13 protein-coding genes are annotated in these 20,455 nt (G+C 74.2%); 5 read left to right on the forward strand and 8 right to left on the reverse strand.

The features are described 5' to 3' along the window. Positions 1–105: 105 nt before the first annotated feature. On the reverse strand, positions 106–1,842 hold the full coding sequence (locus AMK29_RS24990; RefSeq protein ID WP_079197115.1) for a VanW family protein: 1,737 nt from the start codon (positions 1,840–1,842) through the stop codon (positions 106–108). Positions 1,843–2,027: 185 nt separating this feature from the next. Here AMK29_RS24990 and AMK29_RS24995 point away from each other — a divergent pair, with 185 nt between their 5' ends. From AMK29_RS24995 to AMK29_RS25015, 5 genes are all read left to right on the forward strand, one after another. Beyond that, positions 2,028–2,786: an IclR family transcriptional regulator gene (locus AMK29_RS24995; RefSeq protein WP_073816983.1), complete on the forward strand. Its 759-nt coding sequence runs from the start codon at positions 2,028–2,030 to the stop codon at positions 2,784–2,786. Between the two features lie 45 nt (positions 2,787–2,831). Further along, positions 2,832–3,161, forward strand: a complete 330-nt coding sequence (locus AMK29_RS25000) for a putative quinol monooxygenase (RefSeq protein ID WP_017242279.1) — start codon at positions 2,832–2,834, stop codon at positions 3,159–3,161. Positions 3,162–3,253: 92 nt separating this feature from the next. Then, positions 3,254–4,288, forward strand: a complete 1,035-nt coding sequence (locus AMK29_RS25005; protein ID WP_073816987.1) for a LacI family DNA-binding transcriptional regulator — start codon at positions 3,254–3,256, stop codon at positions 4,286–4,288. Between the two features lie 148 nt (positions 4,289–4,436). After that, complete coding sequence (locus AMK29_RS25010) at positions 4,437–8,969, forward strand: aminotransferase class I/II-fold pyridoxal phosphate-dependent enzyme (RefSeq protein WP_443334080.1); 4,533 nt, start codon at positions 4,437–4,439, stop codon at positions 8,967–8,969. Next, complete coding sequence (locus AMK29_RS25015; protein WP_073816990.1) at positions 8,969–9,772, forward strand: class I SAM-dependent methyltransferase; 804 nt, start codon at positions 8,969–8,971, stop codon at positions 9,770–9,772. Before AMK29_RS25010 ends, AMK29_RS25015 begins: the two co-directional genes overlap by 1 nt. Here the strand turns inward: AMK29_RS25015 and AMK29_RS25020 are convergent. The 7 genes from AMK29_RS25020 to AMK29_RS25050 are packed head-to-tail and all read right to left on the reverse strand — an operon-like array spanning position 9,763 to position 20,453. Further along, complete coding sequence (locus AMK29_RS25020) at positions 9,763–11,040, reverse strand: beta-galactosidase (RefSeq protein WP_073816993.1); 1,278 nt, start codon at positions 11,038–11,040, stop codon at positions 9,763–9,765. The two genes, AMK29_RS25015 and AMK29_RS25020, sit on opposite strands and share 10 nt — an antisense overlap. Further along, on the reverse strand, positions 11,037–12,131 hold the full coding sequence (locus AMK29_RS25025; protein ID WP_073816997.1) for a glycosyltransferase family 4 protein: 1,095 nt from the start codon (positions 12,129–12,131) through the stop codon (positions 11,037–11,039). Before AMK29_RS25025 ends, AMK29_RS25020 begins: the two co-directional genes overlap by 4 nt. Beyond that, positions 12,118–13,794 (reverse strand): ArnT family glycosyltransferase, encoded by a 1,677-nt coding sequence (locus tag AMK29_RS25030; RefSeq protein WP_073817000.1) that lies wholly within the window; start codon positions 13,792–13,794, stop codon positions 12,118–12,120. The genes AMK29_RS25025 and AMK29_RS25030 overlap by 14 nt, the downstream gene beginning before the upstream one ends. After that, on the reverse strand, positions 13,791–14,672 hold the full coding sequence (locus tag AMK29_RS25035; RefSeq protein ID WP_073817004.1) for a PIG-L deacetylase family protein: 882 nt from the start codon (positions 14,670–14,672) through the stop codon (positions 13,791–13,793). The genes AMK29_RS25030 and AMK29_RS25035 overlap by 4 nt, the downstream gene beginning before the upstream one ends. Continuing rightward, the gene (locus tag AMK29_RS25040; RefSeq protein ID WP_073817008.1) at positions 14,654–16,510 is read right to left on the reverse strand and encodes a glycosyltransferase family 4 protein; all 1,857 of its coding nucleotides are present in this window, start codon (positions 16,508–16,510) and stop codon (positions 14,654–14,656) included. Before AMK29_RS25040 ends, AMK29_RS25035 begins: the two co-directional genes overlap by 19 nt. After that, positions 16,507–19,005, reverse strand: coding sequence for a lipopolysaccharide biosynthesis protein (locus AMK29_RS25045; protein WP_073817012.1), 2,499 nt, complete (start codon positions 19,003–19,005; stop codon positions 16,507–16,509). The genes AMK29_RS25040 and AMK29_RS25045 overlap by 4 nt, the downstream gene beginning before the upstream one ends. After that, entirely contained in the window at positions 19,002–20,453 is a 1,452-nt protein-coding gene (locus AMK29_RS25050; RefSeq protein ID WP_158071356.1) for a glycosyltransferase family 4 protein, read from the reverse strand. The genes AMK29_RS25045 and AMK29_RS25050 overlap by 4 nt, the downstream gene beginning before the upstream one ends. Positions 20,454–20,455 lie beyond the last annotated feature (2 nt).

Here is a 20,455-nt window from a genome sequence, read left to right on the forward strand (position 1 = left end):
GGGTAGCGGGCGGCCCTGGCCTGGTGGGCCGTGCTCCGGAGTCATGCCCCGGCCGTACAGGAAGACACCCTTCCGTCCGTGCGCGCCTGTCGGGACCCGCGCGGGTCAGTCGCAGGTCACCTCGTCGCGCGGGGTGTAGTGGGTCTTGAACGTCTCCCGCCCGACCTCGGCGCCGCCGTTCTTGAACACCCGGTCCACGGCGATGTCGAAGCCCTCCAGGGGCTGCTGCGGCATGCACTTCTCGCCGGTGCCCTCGCGCTTCGCGGGCTCCTTGAGGTTGGTGCGCGGTCCGGCGACCGCCTCCACGGAGTCGTACTTCTTCGTCCCGAGGAAGCTGACGGTGACCGAGGAGTCCGTCGCGCCCGCCTTGATGTAGATCGGCTTCCCGGTGTCGTTGCGGAACTTCAGGTCCAGGCTGCCCCAGGCGACGGTCGCCTCGCGGCCGGCCGGGTAGCGCTCGATGTAGAAGGAGTGGGCGCCGTACTCGACGGGCTTGACCCCGGCGAAGAACATGGCGTTGAAGACGGTGGTGGCCATGGCCGACACCCCACCGCCGGGCGCGGACTGGTACTGGCCGTCGAGGATCATCGTGCCGTCGACGAAACCGTTGTCCGGGGTGCGCTCGCCGACCGTCCTGTTGAAGCTCCACACCTCACCGGGGCGTACGACGGAGCCGTTGATGAGCTCGGCCGCCCGGCCGATGTTCGTCGTGCGGTACGGCGCGGTCGGGAAGTCCACCGTGAACGTCGACATCTCCTCGGTGATGCCGAGACGGGCGAGGGAGGCGCTGGTGAGCTCGGGCTCGGTGACCGTGGTGGCCACCGGAGCGGTCCGGGCGGCCGTGCCGGTCCTGGTGAGCAGCGGGTTCACGGCCTCGCCGAGGGCCTTCGCGGTCACCTCGTGGCCCGGCCGGCCCTCGGACTCCACCACGACCTTGCCGTCCCGCACCCCGAGGGTGGCCTCGACGGGCGCGTTCGTCAGCGAGGCGACCGGGCGGGCCACGTCCGGGTCCCGGAGCAGCGCCTCGGCGTCGAGCGTGGCGGCGAGCCGGCCGTTCGCGGCCTTCACGGTGAGGTGGTCGCCGAGGGTGGCTGCGGAGATCCGCAGCCGGTCGGTGCCCGCGGTGAGCGTCACCGGGCCGGAGACCGCGGGTTTCGCGTACGTGTCGAGGAAACGGGTCACCTCGGTCGCGCCGAGCTTCGGCTCGGTCACGGCGACCGGCAGGGTCACGGGCGCGGAGCCCGAGGCGGGATAGGCCGCGCGCAGGGTCTCGACGGCCCTCCCGGTGTCCAGCTTCTGGCCCGTCACCGGCTGGGTCGCGACGGGCTCGCCCCCGCGGAAGGCGACCGACCCCTCCCGCACCGCGCGGTCGTTCTTCTTCGCCAGCTCGGCCACGGCCGCCTTCGCCTTGTCCGCGTCGTACGCGAACACCGGGCGGATGTCCCGCTCACCGGAGGAGAAGAGACGCCGGATGACGGTGACGGGATCACGGGAGGGGTCGGCCGCCTCGTCGGCGGTCTTCTCCAGGTCCACCGTCAGACCGGCGGAGGCGGGCTGCACGGTCGTGGTGCGGTCGCCCACCCGCACGGGTATCGGTGCGCTCCACGCGGCCGGCGCCTCCGCGGCGAGCTTGGCACGGGCCTCGGCGCGGCTCATCCCGCCGACGTCCACACCGGCGACCCGGGTGCCGGCGGATATGTCGTCACCGGTCGTGAGCAGCCCCGCCACGTAGAGCCCGCCCGCGGCGACGGCGACCACACCGGCCGCGATGACCACCGGCCGAAGACGCGGACGGCGCCCCTCCTGGGGCGTCGGGACATGGTCGGTCCTGGAGCGGGGCACACGCTCTCCCGTGGCGTCGGCGATGAGGGGAATCCACACGACGGTACGCCAAAAGAGTGTCTTATGCACATAAGTACGGTCTGACCTGGCGCAATACGAAGGGGAGCGAGGCGCCTACGGAACGTCCCCGGACGGTCGCGCCGGGCCCCGCGCCCGGCGGCGGAGCCGCCCCCTACGCTGGAGCGATGCCAGCCACCCCGATCCCCGGGCCGCAGTCCGTAGACCGGGCCCTCGCCGTCCTCGACGCCGTCACTGACGCCGCCCGGCCCATCGGCGCCAAGGCCCTGGCCCGGCGACTCGACTGCGCCCTCTCCACCGTCTACCACCTCACCGGCCCCCTGCTCGCCCGCGGCTACCTCGTCCGCACCGCCGAGGGCTACGCGCCCGGACCCCGCGTCCCCGCCCTGCACCGCTCGCACCAGCGGCACCACGGACTCGGCGCCGGCACCGGAGAGCTCCTCGGCCGGCTGCGGCGGGCCACCGGAGCGGAGGCGTACCACACCGCCTACCGCGACGGCCTGATCACCGTCGTCGACACCACCGCCCCCGTCACCGACACCGCCCACCCCTTCGCACCGGGCCCCGAGGGCCGGGCTCATGCGACCGCCCACGGCAAGGCGCTGCTCGCCGCGCTGCCGCGCCCCCTGCGCCGCCGCTACCTCACCGACCACGGGATGGCCCGCTTCACCACGCGCACCATCACCAGCGCCGAACGCTTCGAGGCCGAGATCGGCCTGGTCCGCGACCAGGGCTTCGCCGTGTCGGTGGGCGAGGCGGACCTCGCGTACACCTGTCTCGCCGTGGCGCTGCCCGAGCGGGGCGACGGCATCGTGCACGCCCTCTCCGTGTCGCTGCCGACCGGGGACCTCGGACGCCGGCAGGGGGAGATCCGGGCCGCGCTCACCCGCGCCGTGCCGGAGTTTCCGGCCCTGCCGGAATCCTGACCGCACCGGCTGGCGGCGCCCGCCGGCACGCCGCAGGCTGGACGCATGATCTTCATCGCCGTCCGGTTCACCGCCCGTCCCGACCACGCCGACCGCTGGCTCGACCTCGTCGCCGACTTCACCCGCGCCACCCGCGAGGAGCCCGGCAACCTGTTCTTCGACTGGTCCCGCAGCGTCGACGACCCGAACGTCTTCGTCCTCCTCGAAGCCTTCGCCGACGCCGAGGCGGGCGCGGCCCACGTCGCGTCCGCGCACTTCACGGCCGGCCTCGCCGCCATGGCCGGAGCCATCGCCACCACCCCCGAGATCATCAACGTCGAGGTGCCCCAACAGGGCTGGGGAGCCATGGCCGAACTCGCGCCGACCGGCGCCTGAGCCGGTGTCCGGCACCCTCGGGACACGCCGTACCGCCTGATAGGTTCGCGTCCACACGCAGGCGGGGCGGCGGCCCGAGGAGGAAGCGGCACATGGCGGTGAGCGGGCGACAGACCGGCAGACCCACCCTGGAAGAGGTCGCGGCGCGGGCCGGAGTCGGCCGCGGCACGGTCTCCCGGGTCATCAACGGCTCCCCCCGGGTCAGCGAACAGGCCAAGGCCGCCGTCGAACGGGCCGTCGCCGAGCTCGGCTACGTGCCCAACCGGGCCGCCCGCGCACTCGCCGGCAGCCGGACCGACGCCGTCGCCCTGGTGATCCCCGAGACCGAGGCCCGGCTCTTCGCGGAGCCGTACTTCCTCGACATCATCCGCGGCGTCAGCGGTGAACTCGCCGACGCCGACAAGCAGTTGCTGCTCACCCTGATCCGCAGCGAACAGGAACGGCAGCGCTTCGAGCAGTACCTGGCCGCCCAGCGCGTCGACGGCGTCCTCCTCGTCTCCGTGCACGGCGCCGACCCGCTGCCCGACCAGGTCCGCGCCCTCGGCCTGCCCGCCGTGCTCAACGGCCGCCGCACCGAGGACGAGCGCGTCGCCTTCGTCGACTCCGACAACACCGGCGCCGGCCGCACCGCCGTCGCCCATCTCGCCGCGCGCGGCCGCCGCGCGATCGCCACCATCACCGGCCCCCTCGACATGTACGTGGCCCGCTGCCGCCTCGACGGCTACCACGAGGGCCTGGCCGACGCCGGACTCACCTCCGACGAGACCCTCGTCGCCGGCGGTGACTTCACCGAGGACGGCGGCCGCCGCGCCATGCGGGAACTCCTGGACCGCAGGCCCGACCTGGACGCCGTCTTCGCCGCATCCGACGTCATGGCGGCGGGCGCGAGGGGCGTGCTGCGCGAGGCGGGCCGCCGCGTCCCCGAGGACGTCGCGCTCGTCGGCGTCGACGACTCGGCCGTCGCCCGGCACATGGACCCGCCGCTGACCAGCGTCCGCCAGCCCATCGAGGAGATGGGCCGCGCCATGGCCCGGCTGCTCCTCCAGGAGATCGCCGCGCCCAGCGACCCGGACGACCAGCCCCGCCGCATGCTCCCGACGGAACTCGTGGTCCGCGCGTCCTCCTGAGCGCCGGGCCTCCGTTCTCCGTAACCGGCCGGCGTCCCGCGGCCGAGATGCAGCCGCCCCGGGAGCCCCGGACAATGGAGACCGTACGGAGCCCATGTCCGCGACCAGGGCGCATCAGGCGTCCGACCCGGCGAGGGGGCGGTCGACGATGTCGCTGCGCCGGCCGAACCGGCCGCCCACCGCGACCGGGAGACTGCGCCGATGGGTATCGCTGTACATCCTGACGGTGACTCTGCTCACGGTCGGCTACCTGAAGTTCCCCGCGCGGCACACCGTCCTGTGGGCGCTCATCGGGCTCAGCGGCGTCGTCGCGATCCTCGTCGGCGTCCATCTGCACCGGCCCTCCCGCCGCTGGCCCTGGCTGGTGCTCGCCGCGGCCAACCTCGCCTTCGTGGGCGGCGACACGGCGTACAACGCCCTGGAGGCCTTCTTCGGCCAGACCAGACCCTTCCCCTCCGTCGCGGACGCCCTGTACCTGATCACGTACCCGCTGTTCGCCATCGGACTGTTCGGCTTCATCCGCTACCGCGCCGTCGGACGCGACCTCGGGGTCGTCCTCGACGCCCTGATCCTCACCTCGGGCCTCGCCCTGCTCTCCTGGGTCAACCTCATCACCCCGCTGGCCAGGAGCGAGGACATGAGCTGGACCGAGAAGGCCATCTCCATCGCGTATCCCCTCGGTGACGTGCTGATGCTCGCCATGCTCGCCCGGCTCCTCGTCCCCGGCGGGCTGCGCTCCCGGTCCGTACAGCTCCTCACCCTCGGCACCTGCGGCATCCTGGCCTCCGACGTCACCTACGGCACGCTCCAGCTCAAGGGCACCTGGCAGGTCGGCACCCCCTGGGACCTCGGCTGGGTCGTCTTCTTCACCGCCTGGGGACTCGCCGCCCTCCACCCCTCCATGCGGGGACTCACCGAGCGCGCCCCCGAACCGGCCCCACGCGTCGCCGAGCGGCGACTCGCCCTCCTCGCCGGCGCCTCGCTCGTCGCCCCCGTGCTGCTCCTGCTCCAGACCCTGCGCGACGACCGGGACCAGGACATCGCCGTCATCGCGATCTTCTCCGCCCTCATGTTCCTGCTGGTCCTCGCCCGGCTCTGGGGCATGATGAACGACCACGGCAAGGCCGAGGCACGCGAGCGCAGCCTCAGAACCGCCGCCGCCTCCCTCGTCGCCGCCCTAAGCCCCCGAGAGGTCGCCGGCGCCGTGGAGACGGCGTCCTCCACGCTCTTCGGCCCCGGGACGGACCACCGGGCCCTGCTCCTCATCCGGGACCAGCGGGGAGGCCTCAGCGCCGTGGCCACCGCCGACCACCCCTGGAGCTGCCGCACCGACGTACTGACCCTGCCCCGGGCCGACCAGGAACCCGGGCCCCCGGCACACGGGCCGCCCCGGCCCACCACCCCGCCGACGCGCCCCACCGCCACGCCCTGGCCCGCCTCGGTGGCGGACGGCACCCGGATCCTCCCCGTGTCCCGGCTCGACCCCGCCGTCGCCGCGGAGGCCGCTCCCGAGCACTTCGCCCTGCTCTGCCCCCTGGAGCTCCAGGCCCCGGCGGGCCCCGAACCGCTGCTGGGCGTCCTCCTCCTCGCCGGCTCCGAGAAGAAGCTCGCCGAGATCTCCGGCCCCGCCCAGTCCCTCGCCTCCCAGGCAGCCCTGGCCCTCGAACGCTTCGCGCTCAGCGAGGAGGTCAACCGCCGCACCAGCGAGGCCTACTTCCGCACCCTCGTGCACAACACCTCGGACGTCATCCTCATCGTCGACGACGACGACACCGTCCGCTACGCCAGCCCCTCCGCCGAGTCCATGTTCGGCCGCCCCCTGCTCCCCGGCACACCCCTCACCGACCTCATCGCCCCCGCCGACACCCGCGCCGCCCTGCGCGTCCTCGCCGACACGCGGTCCCGTGCCGCCGTCGACGCCCGGGACGACTGGAAGCTGGTCCACGGCGGCTCCTCCGACCTGGAGGTCGAGGTCCGTTGCAGCAACCTCCGCGACGAACGCACCGTGCACGGCCTCGTCCTCACCCTCCGCGACGTGACCGAGCAGCGGAAACTGGAACGCGAGCTGACGCACCGGGCGTTCCACGACTCCCTCACCGGACTGCCCAACCGCGTCCTCCTCCTCGAACGGGTCGAGCGCGCCCTGCTCCGGGGCCGCCGCGAATCCACCCTGACCTGCATGCTCTTCGTCGACCTCGACGACTTCAAGGTCGTCAACGACACCATGGGGCACTCCGTCGGCGACGAACTCCTCGTCGCCGTCGCCCGACGCCTCACCTCCGTCCTCCGGCTCAGCGACACGGCCGCCCGGCTCGGCGGCGACGAGTTCGCCGTCCTCATCGAAGGCGCACGGGAACCCCGCGACGCCGAGACCCTCGCGGCGGAGATCGTGCACACCCTGAGCCAGCCCTTCCACCTCACCGACGGAGCGGTGTCCGTGTCCACGAGCGTCGGCATCGCCACCGTCCTCGACAGCGCCCACGCCGAGGAACTCCTCGGCCACGCCGACCTCGCCCTGTACGCGGCCAAGGCCGCGGGCAAGAAGCGGTGGCGGCTCTTCCACCCCGAGTTCCACTCCCGGCTCGTCGCCCGGCACGAACTCCAGGCGGGCATGGACGCCGCCATCGCCGACCACAGGTTCGCCCTGCGCTACCAGCCGATCGTCGAGGTGCGCGACGGAGCGCCGGCCGGCCTCGAAGCGCTCGTCCGCTGGCCCCACGCCCGGCGCGGGATGGTCCCCCCGGACCGGTTCATCGCCCTCGCCGAGGAGAGCGGCCACATCATGCCCCTCGGCGCCTGGGTCCTCGAACACGCCGCCCTCGACATCGCCCGCTGGCAGCGCGCGGGCCCGGGCCAGGCCCCCCTGTACGCCAGCGTCAACGTGTCCGCACGCCAGTTCCGCGACCCCGGGTTCCTCGACGGGGTACGGCGCACCCTCCGCTCCTCGGGGCTCGCACCGGGATCGCTCGTCCTCGAGCTCACCGAGAGCGTCCTCATGCGCGGGGACGCCCAGATCAAGACCACCATGGCCGCCCTCAAGGACATGGGCGTCTCCATCGCCGTGGACGACTTCGGCACCGGTTTCTCCTCGCTCAGCTACCTCCGCGAGTTCCCCATCGACGTCCTCAAGGTCGACAAGTCGTTCATCGACGACATCACGACCGACCCGCAACAGGTGGCGCTCGTCGAAGGCATCGTGCGCATCGCCGAGGTCCTGGGCCTCCAGGTCGTCGCCGAAGGCATCGAGTACGAGGAACAACGGGCACTCCTCGCCGAGATGGGCTGCCGCTACGGACAGGGCTATCTGTTCGCCCGCCCCATGACCGCCCAGCAGGCCGAGTCCTATCTGCACCGCGCCCCGCCCCCCACCGGCCGGCCCCCGGCCGAGCGGCCCGCGCCCCGACCCGCCGGCCGGGTGGGACACCCCCCGAGCGCGTCCCGCTGGCGCGACCTGGAGCACCTGCACCGGACCAGCCGCATGTGCGACGCCGTCATCGACGAGATCGACGGCCGCCGCATCCGCGTCCACGACGACTGGCTGATCGACTTCGCCTCCTGCAACTACCTGGGCCTCGACCTCGACCCGACGGTCATCGAGGCCATCGAACCGCAGGTCAGGCAGTGGGGCACCCATCCCAGCTGGTCCCGGCTCATCGGCAGCCCCCGGCTCTACCCCCGTATCGAGGAGCGGCTGACCGAACTCCTCGGCGCCCCCGACACCCTGCTGCTGCCCACCATCACCCTCATCCACCAGTCGGTGATCCCGATCCTCGCCGGCACCGGACAGGTCTTCGTCGAGGCGCAGGCCCACCGCACCGTGTACGACGGCTGCGTCGCGGCCCGTGGCCAGGGCGCAGAGATCCACCGCTTCCACGCCGACCGGCCCGTCGAACTGGCGGCGCTGCTCCGCGGCGCGCCCGGCGACGCCAGCCGGCTCGTCTGCATGGACGGCGTCAACAGCATGACCGGCAACTTCCCCGACCTGCCCGCCCTGGCCGCCGTCTGCCGGGAGAACGGCGCCCTGCTGTACGTCGACGACGCCCACGGCTTCGGTGTCATCGGCGAGCGCCGCCCCGGCGAGAGCAGCCCGTACGGCGCGCGGGGCAACAGCCTCGTCCGCCACCTCGGCGAGACCTACGACGACCTGGTCCTGGTCGGAGGCTTCTCCAAGGCGTTCTCCTCGCTGCTCGCCTTCCTCGCCGTCCCGAAACGGCTCAAGAACCACCTCAAGGTGGCGGCGGCCCCCTACCTGTACTCCGGGCCCTCGCCCACCGCCTCGCTCGCCACCGCCCTCGCCGGTCTCGACGTCAACGACGAACGCGGCGACGACATCCGGGCCGCCCTGTACCGCAAGACGGCCCGCGTCCTCGGCCACGTACGCGCCCTCGGCATCGCCACGCCCAACACGGACGGGCTGCCGATCGTCGAGATCCCCCTCGGCCGCGCCGAGGACCTCGACGACGTCGCCGCCTTCCTCTGGGAACACGGCATCTACGTGACGCTCGCCTCCTACCCCCTCGTCCCCCGCGACCGGGTCGGCTTCCGCGTCCAGATCACCGCCGCCAACACCGACGAGGAGATCGAGGAGCTGTGCCAGGCCCTCACCGAGCTCGCCGGACGCTTCCCCCTCCAGCCCGCCCCCACCGCGCGCCCCGACGCCCTACCGGTACCGGAGAAGTGATGGACCCGCGGACGGGAGGGACCGGGACGGGCCCTCCGGAGACGCGCCCGGTGCGCCGCAACCGGGACGCCGACTGGAACGCCTGGCCCGTCGCCGACTACCTCGCCGAGAACTACCGCAGCCTCCACCCCTGCGACGTCGGCGTCATCCGCCACCACGCCGCCGTCTACCGGCGGTGCGCCCCCGGCAGCCTGGCCCGCACCCTCGAACTCGGGGCGGGGCCCAACCTCTACCCGCTGATGCTCGCGGGCGCCGCCAGCCGCCGCGTCGACGCCGTCGAACCGAGCGCCGCCAACGTCCGCTATCTGCGCCGCCAGCTCGACCACGGCCCCGACGACAGCTGGGAGCCCTTCTACCGCCTGTGCCGCTCCCTCGACCCCGCCCTCCCGGCGAGCTGCGCGGAGGCGCTCCGCCCGGTGCGGGTCGTGCGCGGGACGGCCGAGGACCTGACCCCCGGCGCCTACGACCTCGCCTCGATGCACTTCGTCGCCGAGAGCGTCACCGAGGACCTCGACGAGTTCGCCGCCGTCTGCGCCGCCCTCGTCCGCGCGGTCAGGCCCGGCGGCCTGCTCCTCGCCGCCTTCATGGAACGCATGCCGAGCTACCGCATCGGTGAAGGCCCCGTCTGGCCCGCCCACCCGGTCGACGAGGCCGCCCTGCGTGCCGTCTTCACCCCCCGCACCACCGGGCTGCGCATCTCCCGGCTCGCGAAGGACCGCACCCTCCCCGAGTACGGGGACACCGGCATCCTGCTCCTCACGGCCCGGCGGCGTGACCCGGCCGCACCGGCGCCTCAGTCGTGACGCCGGATGGTCTCCGCGTACTCCGCGAGCGAGGAACCGGGCGTCCCGTCGTACAGCTGCCAGTCGAAGGCCCACATCATGCCCTCCAGACCGCAGGACGCCATCTGCCGGTACGCCGTCTCCGTCACCCCGGGACGGTACGCGGCCACCTGCGGGCCCGCGCTCTCCCCGGCCAGCCGGGTGAAACCGGCGCTCCGTGCCACCGCCACCACCCAGCGCGCCGAGGACCAGTCGCGCACCACCGCGTCGTCCGGGTGGGCCACGTCCGTCCTCGCGTCGGCCGGAGCGCAGCCGTTGTCGTCGGGATCGCCGGTGCCGTCCACCAGGGCGGTGGTGACGATCCGCACCGTCTCATGGTGCTCGACGCGGGGGAGGGTCACGAAGAACCCGGCGCCGCGCGCGACGAGCCGGATCGACGGCGAGTCGACGAGCCGGGCGTCGACGGCGGCCCGCAGGTCCGAGGGGTAGAAACCGGCCCCCGGCACCAGGACCTTGAGCGCTCCCCGGTACCCGAGCGAGGTGTACAGGTCCAGCTGCCAGTTCACGGCCCCTGCCAGCGCCCCGGCGTACCAGTCGTACCAGCGTGCCACCTGCTCCCGGGTGAACGGCTTCCCCTTGTACGTGCGCTCGCCGGGCCGCCAGCCCGGGTAGGGGCTGCTCCGCTGGGCGTGGTTGTCGTACGCCCAGAACTCGCCGGGGCCGTCCCCCTCCGACATGGGGGACGGGTAGGCGAACTCGCCGTTCTCGTTGACGCCGACCCGGACCGCCCAGAAGTTCTCCAGACCGATCATGCGGTCCACCGCGCGCGCGTACTCGGCGATGTGGTTCCGTACCGGCTCGCTGAACACCATGTTGGGCGTCTCGGTGGACCGCACGCCGAACTGGTTCGTGTAGACGGACTCCGGGAAGGCGTCCGGCAGCCAGGACGGCGGATGGTTGAGGCCGAGTCCGGCCTCCACCCGCAGCCCCGCCGCACGGAAGGTGTCGAGCCGGTCCCGTACCTCGCGCGCGTACTCCTCGTCGTACTCGCCCTGCTCCGGTTCGAACCTGCCCCAGTCGATCTGGAGATGGGCCACCCGGAGGCCGTGCTCGTACTCGGTGCGCGCCCGGTCCGGATCGGTCTGGAGGGTGCCGTACCAGTACGGCTCCGGCCGCGGGTCCGGTGCCTCGGGGCGTATCGCGCCGAAGGTCCCCACGAGCAGCAGGACCACCGCCGCCGGCGCGGTCGCGGCCGCCGCGCGGGCCCTCGTCCACCGCGGCGCCGTCATGTCAGGAGCTCCCGGTACAGCGCCGCGTACCGGGCCGCGAACGGTTCGGGCCCGAAGTGCTCCTCGACCACCGCCCGGCCCCGCTCGGCGAGCACGTCCCAGGAGCGGGGCTGGGCGAGCAGCCACGCCAGTTGCTGCCCGGTGCGGCGGGCGTCACCCGCCGGGGCCCGCAGCACCGCGTGGCCGAAGTCGGCGAACTGGGGGAGGTCGCTGAGGATCGCAGGCCGCCCCGACGCGAGCGCCTGGAGCACGGTGAGCGGCACGTCCGCCTTGCCGCCGAGCACGGGCGGCGGGAACAGCAGCACCTGGACGGAGGCCAGCAGGGCCTGCATGTCCTCGACGTACCCCCGCACCTCGAAGTCCGTGAGGCCCGCCGCCCCGGCCCGCTCCCGCAAGGCCTCGTCCAGGGCGGCGTGGTCCTGGCCCGGACGTCCGCGCATCGCCAGCACCAGCCGGAACCTGGCACCGGCCCCGACGGCCTCCGCCGCCGCGTCGATGGCCAGCTCCGCCCCGCCGTGCGGATCGTGGTGCCCCGCGAACAGCACCACGGGAAACCCCTCCGGACGCGGCAGGTACGGCCACGCGTCCAGACAGATCATCGGCGGCACGACCCGCACGTCCCCGAAGTCCGCCGCCCGGAGCCGTCGAGCCATCGACTCGGACAGGGCGACCGTCGTCCCCAGCGGCCGGGTGTGCGTCAGATAGCGGGCGTCCATCGCCCCGGGCACGGTGTGGACGACGGGCCGCCTCCCGAGCAGCAGCGGACGCAGCCACGAGAAGGCCGGGAAGGTACGGCCGATGGTCAGGAAGGCGTGGACCAGGTCGACGCGGCGGGCGAACACGGCCCCGGCGAGCGCGGACTGCGCCCGTTCGGGAACGTGCGGCACACCGTCCCGGGAGAGGATGCGGACGGCGCGCCCGCGCGTCGGAGAGGGCTGCCGCCGGCCGGGCCACTGGGAGAACCAGACGAAGTCCACATCGGGCAGCACGTCGAGGACGTCCGTGGCGAGCCGCACGTCGCAGCCCTCCGCCCCGTCCAGCGGACTGCTGGTCAGGAGGAGGACGCGGGGCCGCCGCTCAGCGTGCCGCATCGCCCGCCTCCGGCACGGACGTCCCGGTCGCGGCGCCCGCCGGAGCCGGCGCCGGGAGCAGCGGTCCCGTCACGGCCGAACCGGGCACGGCGAGTTCCACGACGCTCGGTCCCGGGACCGGCGACGGCAGCCGGTACAGGGCCAGCGTGCCGTACATGTCCCCGTCGAACGAGAACACCGGCCGCAGCCCGGCCGTGAGCCCTTGCACCTCCGCGAGCGTGGAGTGCCCGTACCCCTGCTCCAGGACCCGCCACGGCACGACCACGTACGCGGCGCCGTTGACGGCCCGCTGCTCGGGCGTCGTCCAGTGGCCGAGCCGGTAGGTGTCGCGCAGCGTCCAGTTCGTCACGCCCCGGGTCCGCTGCCCGTCCACGGTGACGATCCCGCTGCCGGCCGGCACATGGGTGAGCAGGTACGTCCGCAGTCTCTGGAAGCCGTCGTCGGCGGCCCCCCGGTCACGGGCGTACACCGAGGCGGGGACGGCGAGCAGCGCGACCAGCGCGCCGCAGGCCAGCAGGCGCAGCCCCGGCCGGAGCCGGGACGGCATCGGCACGGTGACCGCGAGCGCCACCAGGTTCGGCACGAACAGCAGGTACAGCGCCTGCTCCTCCAGGGTGCCCACGCCGATCGCGTACCCGAGGGTGACGATGGCCGAGGCGTGGAAGAGCGCGAGCAGCCGGTACACCGGCTCCTTGCGGCGCAGGAGCAGGACGAGCGCCACGGGGGTGAGGGCGAGCAGCAGGTAGGTGGTCCCGTACGCGGGGAGTTCGGCGACGAGCCGGCCCGCCAGCGAGGGCGTGCCCTCCGCGTTGAAGCCGGTCTCCTGCACGACCCCGAGGAGCCGTCGGGCGCCGGCGGCCTTCGCGTCCCAGAAGGCCTCGAAGTGCCCGAAGCCGACCACCAGGGCCACGTACACGCCGTACACGAGGACGGTCGTCGCCGTGGTCAGGGCGACGAGGCGCCGGGGCGGCCCCCAGCCGAGGGCCAGGGCGGCGAGCAGCGGCAGCACGGTGATCAGTGCCGCGTGGTCCTTCGTCAGGACGGCGAGCCCGAGGAACAGCCCGGCGAGCACGGCCCGGGCCCGGGGCCGAGCGGGTGGGTCGGGCCGGGCCAGACCCACCAGGACCAGGTATCCGGCGAGCACCCACACCATCGTCCCGGTCTCCAGGAGCACCCGGTCGTTCTGCCGGATGCAGAACATGTCGACGGCGAAGACCAGCCCGGCGACCAGACCCGCGGCGGGCGACCGCACCCGGGCGACGAGGAGGACGAGGAGGGCCGCAGTGGCCCCCGCCAGGAGCGCGTTGAGCACCCGTGAGGAGTGCACGCCCGCGATGATGTCGGCGTGTTCCCCGACCACCTTGGTCCAGGCCGCCTCCAGGTAGAAGTAGCCGGGCGGGTGGAGGAAGAACAGGCCCTCGTCGGTCCGGGGGAAGCCGCCCGCGGCGGCGCTCTCCCCGAGCCGCCGGTAGATCGGCTCGTCGATGAACAGGTCCCCGGCCCGTCCGATCTGCACGAGCCGGAGGGAAACGGCGAGCAGGGCCGCCACCGCCGCGTACACGACGGTGGGCGCGGGGCCACGCCGCCCGCGCGGGGGCGGGGCGGGGGCCGCCGTCGTCGCTTCGGCCCGGGCGGACGGCGGAGCGGTGCGCGGTACCGTCACGGCACACCTCCCGCGGTACGGATCCGCCGACCGGAGCCTTGCGCGGGTGCGGCCGACGCGGGCGGCCCGGTCTCCCAGGCCGCCTCCGGCAGCAGGTAGACCTCGGGCACGCGCGGGACGCGGCCGCCGGGGAACAGGGCGTCGGCCTGGGTCCGGTACTCCCGGATCAGCTCCGCCTTGCGGTCGAGGCCCCGCACCCAGTCACGGGCCACGAGCCGGTGCCGGGCGGTGAACCGGGGGTCGGCGGCGGCGTGCAGGTCGTACGGGAAGTCGCTGTAGTACACGACCGGGCGGCCGCTGCGTTCGGCGGCGGTGCGGACCAGGACGTGGTCGGCGTGGCCGCCCACCCCGAGGGGCGCGAGGACCAGCCCGCCGGTGCGTCCGGGCAGCAGGGCGTCGACGGTCTCCCCGACCGCGCGGAGCGTTCCGGTGTCGTGCGGGGAGACGTGTCCCCGGGAGAGGTGCAGCCGGTACGTCGGGTACACGTGGACGGCCTCGGGCACCAGCCGGGCGAGCCGCTCCGTGCCGGGACGGGCCCGCGGGAGCCGCCGGAACAGCCCGTCGACCAGGCCCGCGTGGTACCGCCGGACGTCGAGGCGCGCCAGGGCCCGCCGGTCCTCGGCCCGCCGTTCGGCGTACAGCTCCTCCGCGTCGCCGGCGCCCATCTGCTTCAGGTACTGCCGGGCGGAGAGGGTGTGCGGCGGCGGCGCGGCCTCCGTGAACAGCGTGGCGACCGTCACCGGCGCCCGGCGCCCCGCCCATCCGAGCAGTCCGCCGCACGACAGGACCGCGTCGTCCAGGTGAGGCGAGAGGACCAGGACCGGGACCTCCGATCGGACGAGGGTCCGGACGAATCGGGTCAGTGGGTCGTCAGCCATGGCGTACCCCTCCTGCCGGGCCGCCGTACGGCGGCGGGAGCGTCCACGAGTCGGTGGGCCAGGGCCAGATAGCGACCCGTCATCTCGTCCCACGTGTAGCGCTGGGCGGCGAGCCCGGCGCGCCGCCCCAGCCGGCGGCGCAGCGCCGCGTCCGTGGCCAGCTCGGTCATCCGTCGGCCGAACGCCGCCACGTCGAACGGCGGGACGGCCACGTCGCCGCCGTCACGCATCCAGCGCAGCGCGGGCAGGTCGAAGTGGAGGACGGGCTTGCCGTACGACATGCCTTCGAGGGCCACCAGGCCGAAGGTCTCGTGGCGGGAGGGCATCACCAGGAAGGCGCTGTCGCGCAGGAGTTGGTGCTTGCGCTCCTCCTCGGCGTATCCCACCCAGTGGATCCGGGGCCTCGGCCCGTGGCCGCGGGCGGCGACGAGCGCGGCGAGCCGGCGTTCCTCGGCCGGAGTGCCGCTGCCCGCGAGGAGCAGGTCCAGCGGTGGCGCGGCCCGGTCGTACGCGTCGAGCAGCAGGTCGAGGCCCTTGACCCAGGTGTCGATCCGCCCCAGGAAGAGGATGAACTGCCCCGTCCCGAGCCCGGACTCGTCGAGCGTGCGCTGCTCGACCCCGTTGGCGATGACCTGCACGTCGGCCCGGGGGCTGAGCCGCCGCACCACCGAACCGTCCGCCGCGTTCATCACCACGATGTGCCGGTAGCAGCGCAGTCCGAGGCGCTCGACGAGGAAGAAGGGGATGTGGTAGCGCCGCCACAGGGCCTCGGCGCTGCGGCCCTGGTCGACGCCGACGACGGGGGCGCGCGTCGCCAGGGGCAGGAAGCTCGTCGAGAAGGGGGGAGTGAAGCTCTCCAGCCACAGGTCGTGCCGGACGCGTCGGGCGACGAACGGCAGCAGCGTCAGGAACAGCAGCTGGCCGGCGCGCGGACCCGCCCGGCAGACCGGCAGCCGGACGTACCGGATGCCGTCGCGCTCCTCGGTGCCGCCGCTCCGTCCGGCCGTCACGACGGTGACCCGGAAGTCCTCGGCGAGCCGGCGGGCCACCTTCCCCACCACCAGGGCGCCTCCGCCGCGATAGGCCGGGTTCTCCGCGTCGTCGTAGACGGAGATCACCACGTGCCGCAGTCGCCGGTCCGGCACGGGGGCATCCTCCCGTACCGCATGCGCGCGGTCCCGTTCCCGTGCGGCGTCGAGCATCCGGTCGAGGGCCTCGCCGGCGACCAGGGACGGCGACCGTTCGCCGTCGAGCCGTACGATCCGCGGCAGCCGTCGCGACCAGTTGCGGTAGCGCGCCCACCACCCGGCGGGGGGCCCGGCGACCTCCTCCCAGCCACGGCGCCGGAGGGTGTCGGAGCAGGTCTCCACGAGCAGGGTCAGCGCGTAGCGGCCGGCGATCCGGCGGAAGACGGCCGCCGCCCCCGAGCCGGCCGGCGGGTCGAACTTCGCCAGACCGTCCAGCGGCCCGCGGTCCGTCAGGATCACGGCCTCCCCGCCGCGCGCCCGCGCTCCCGCACGTGCCCGGAGCCCGGCGACCGCGATCCGGGCGGCCAGCTCACCCGCGTCCAGGAACGCGTGGGCACGGCGCAGTCGGGATCCCCCGCGCTGTGGATCCGTCGCGCGCCGTGCCCACCCGTCCCCGCCCGGCTCCGCCGCGTCCTTCACACGGGGCGGGACCGGGAACCTGCGGCACAGGAAGCAGCCGTAGCAGTGGAGGGTGACGACGGTCAGGCCGCGCTCGGCGAGCATCGCCGCGAGCCGGCCGACGAGCGAGGACTTGCCGGCGCCGTCGGGTCCTGACACGGCGACGAGGAGAGGGCCTCGTGGGGTCGTCATGGCACCCGCCTCCGCAGTCTCTTGGTCATCACGAGAGGTATCCGGAGGGATGCCTCACGGGTCGCCGCCCGCACCCGGCCCTCGACGAGGAGGTGGCCGGAGTGCTCGGCCCCCGCCCGGAGCGAGGTGCGCACCGGGAGCGGCAGCGGCAGGGGGACGGACTCGCCCCGGTCGAGCCGTGCCATCGCCTCGGTGGCGGCGGCGAGTGCCTGCCGCCCGCCCGTGCACCAGCCCTCGCGGGCGGCCTCGTCACGGGCCTCCGCCAGGACCTCGGGGCGCAGCAGCGGGCGCAGTGCGAGGAGTTCGGAGAGATCCAGGCTCAGGTTCTGGAACAGGGCGTGTGCCAGCCAGATCCGCAGCCGGTCGGAAGGACAGGGTGTCAGCCAGGCGCAGCCGTCGCCGCGGCCGTCGGTCGAGGCGGGCCGTTCGGCGCGGTCGAAGAGGCGTTCCGTCGGGACGACCGGTACACCGAACCAGGAGACCGAACCGTGCAGATGGGCCGCCGGGCCGCTCGGGGGTTCCAGGAGCACCTTGGTCGACCGCTCCAGCCAGTACGTCGTGCGGTGCGCGTACCAGCCGTCGAGCGCGGCCTGCGCCGCCCGGAGCCGTCCCGGAGGCACCACCAGGTCGAAGTTCCCGTACACGTAGTCCCCCGCGAGGTCGGCCTTGATGAGGACGGTCGGGATGCCCGCGGCCCGCAGCCGGTCCGTGGACTCGACGAGGTTCCGCCGGAACAGCCCGGTCGCCAGCTCCACCTCGGTGAGCGTCGCCGCGAGCTGACGGGGGTAGGCACGGGCCAGCCGGCCCTCGACCTGGTTGCGCCGGGCCTCGGCCAGCGCGGCGAGGAGCTCCTCGTCACGGGCCGGCCTGAGCCGGCCCCGCCACACGGCGTCGACGAGCAGCGGCGCGGGCCGCTCGCCGTCCACCACGGACGGCGCCCCCGGCCGTCCGGCCGTCCGGCCGTCGTGCCCGTCGGGCGTCCAGTACGGGCGGCGGTCGGACGACCGCTCCCGTCGGCGGTCCGCTACGGGCTCCGCCGCCGGCCGGGGGCTCGCGCCGCCGTCCGGCTCCGGGCCCTCCACGGGGGCGGGGGCCTCGCGCCGCAGTCCGAAGAAGCGCCACAGGGCGGCCGCCGTGACCGCCAGCGCGGCGGTGAACCAGGCGACGGGGTACGGGTGGAGCAGCACGAGTCCGCCGACGAGCACGAGCACCGGGATCACCATGCGCCCGAACGGCTGTTCAGCCAGCCCGAACCCGTGGCGGCGGGCGTGCCGGGCGGCCAGCAGGGCCAGGGCGGCGGTGGTGCCGCACAGCCCGCCGATCGCCATGCCGAGCACGCCGCCGGTGACCCAGCCGGACACCAGGGCGGTCACGTACAGGGCGAGGCCGGCGAGCAGGGTCCGCAGGCACGCGTAGTCGTTGACGGCCTGCGCGAACGTCACGAGCAGGACGAGCGCGCCGAGCGCGAGGCCCGACGTCGCCGTGCAGGCCATCAGGGTGGCGACCGTCTCGTACCCCGAGGGGAACACGCGCGTGAGCACCGCGCCCGGCACCGTCGCCGCCACCACGGTCAGCGGCAGCGCCGCGGTCACGTACATCCTCAGCGCCCCCGCCGTCAGGGGGTCACCGGCCCGCCGCCGCGACAGCGCGGGCAGGAAGGCGATCGAGACGGCCCCGGCGAGGAAGAGCGGGACCCTGCCGAGCATGACCGCGGCCTGGTAACTGGCCGCCGCCGCCCGGTCGGTGGGCAGCATCGCGACGAGGACGATGTCCACGGCCGCGAGCACCGCCACCACGCCCTGGAGCGAGGCGACGCCGCCCGCCCGCCGCCACAGGTCGCGGTCGACGCTCACCGCCCGCCACGTGCGGTGACGCCCGTCGCGGAACCGTCGCGGCCGGAAGAACACGTACGGCAGGACGGCGATCCCGAAGGCCGCGAGGGCGCCCGTCTCGCCGAGGCCCAGCGCCGACACGAAGAACAGGCCCACGCCGAACTTCAGGGCGGCCTCCGCGGTGATGAGCACCGCGAGGGTCCGCAGCCGCTCGGTGCCCTGGAGCCAGCCGGCGCTGACCCGGGTGACGTAGACGGCGAGCGTGGAGCCGGCGATGACGAGCGTCGTCGGTGTGCTCGCGAACTCCATCGCCACGACGCCCACCACGCCTGCCGCGACCGTGCCGCCGACGACGGCCGTGACGACGGCGAAGCGGACCGCCTCGCCCCGTTCGGCGTCCGAGCGCGCCCGGGCGAGTGCCTGCGCCAGCATCCAGGGGACGGTGACCACGGCGACCGCCGCGGTGCACACGACGAGCCCCTGACCGGCGGCGAAGGTCGCGTACCCGGAGACGTCGAGGAGCCGGGTGAGGACCAGGGTGTACGCGTAGTTGAGGGCGCCGACCACGACGACCGAGGTGGCGATCCAGCGCGCGCCGAGCACCGCCGTCACCTCGTCCTGGAGGACGCGGGACCGCTCGGCGACGCGCTCCGCGGCGATCACGGCCGCCGCCCGGGGGCCCGGCCCCGCTCGGGGCCGTCGTCCGGTTCCGCGGCGCCGAGCAGCACGTCGTGGCCGTGCGCCAGGGAGATGTCGGCCTCCGTCACATCGAGGCGGTGCAGGGCCCTCAGCGCCCGTACCTCATCGCAGCCGTGCAGCAGCAGACGGAAGGCGTCACCGTCCCGGTGCCAGGCGTCGGTCTGACGCAGCGAATTCCGTACCGCGCGCTCGGTGTTCTCGGGGTCGGGGGAGAGGAAACGGGTGAGGACGGACAGGTCGCAGGGGGAACGGCGGGAACGCCGGTGGCGGTGGACCCGCTGGAGGTCCTCCAGGACGACGTGGGCGAGCCGCTCGGCGCTGGCGTCCCAGGAGAACGCGGCAGCCCAGGCACGGCAGCGGACGGAGCTCAGCGACCGTGCCTCCGGCGTGGACAGCGCGTCGAGGGCCGAGGCGACGCCGGCCGCCAGGTCCGCGTCCGGGTCGAGGAGCCACCCGTTCACGCCCGGGCGGATCGCGTCCCGCAGCCCCGGCACGTCGAAGGCCAGGGCCGGGGTGCCGACGGCGTTCGCCTCGATGACGGCGAGCCCCCAGCCCTCGGCGACGGACGGCACGACCGTCAGCCACGCCCGGTGGAACAGCTCCTCCTTGCGCTCGTCGGACACGTGTCCGTGGAACTCGACGGCGGCTCCGATGCCGAGTCCGGCGGCGAGCTTCCGCAGCGACTCGCCCTCCGGCCCGTCCCCGCACAGATGGACGCGCAGCTCAGGACGGTCCCGCAACAGCGCGGGAACGGCACGGAGGATCAGGTCGACGCGCTTCTGCGGCACCAGCCGGCTGACGACGGTGAGCACGGGGGTGGCGGACCGGTGTCCGGCGGTGGCCGTGAGGGCGGGGTCGGGGCGCCCGTTGGGCACGATGTGCAGGGGGTTGCCGAAGCCGAGTTCGCGGCGGGTGGCCTCGCGCGTGGACGGCGAGACGACGACCACCGGCCGCCCCCGGTACACGCGCCGGCTGACCTGCTTCTCCAGGAGCCGCCCCACGGCGTTCATCGGCCAGGGGAACCGGGTGTCGAACTGGCGCTGGTGGACGTGGTGGATGACGCAGATGTCCGCGGTCCACCGGGGCGTGAAGAGCGGCGAGAAGAACGGGATCCCGTTCTGGAAGTCGACCACGGCGTCGTACGCGTGACGGTTCCGCAGCAGGTGCGCGGCGGCGGCCGCGTACACGCCGAACGTGCCACCGCCCCGCACGAGGCGGATGCCTTCGCGGTACTCCCGGGCGCGTGAGCCGGGGTACCGCGAGGAGATCAGGGTGACGTGGGCTCCGGCCGCCGCGAAGCGCCGGGCGATCTCCCAGCAGTACGCCTCGGCTCCGCCCGCGTCGGGGTGTCCGGGGTCGCGCCAGTTGAGGAAGGCGATGTCGGTGCGGGCGAGCCGTTCGAGAGCGGTCACGG

The organism is Streptomyces sp. CB02261 (genome assembly GCF_001905665.1).
Taxonomy (GTDB): domain Bacteria; phylum Actinomycetota; class Actinomycetes; order Streptomycetales; family Streptomycetaceae; genus Streptomyces.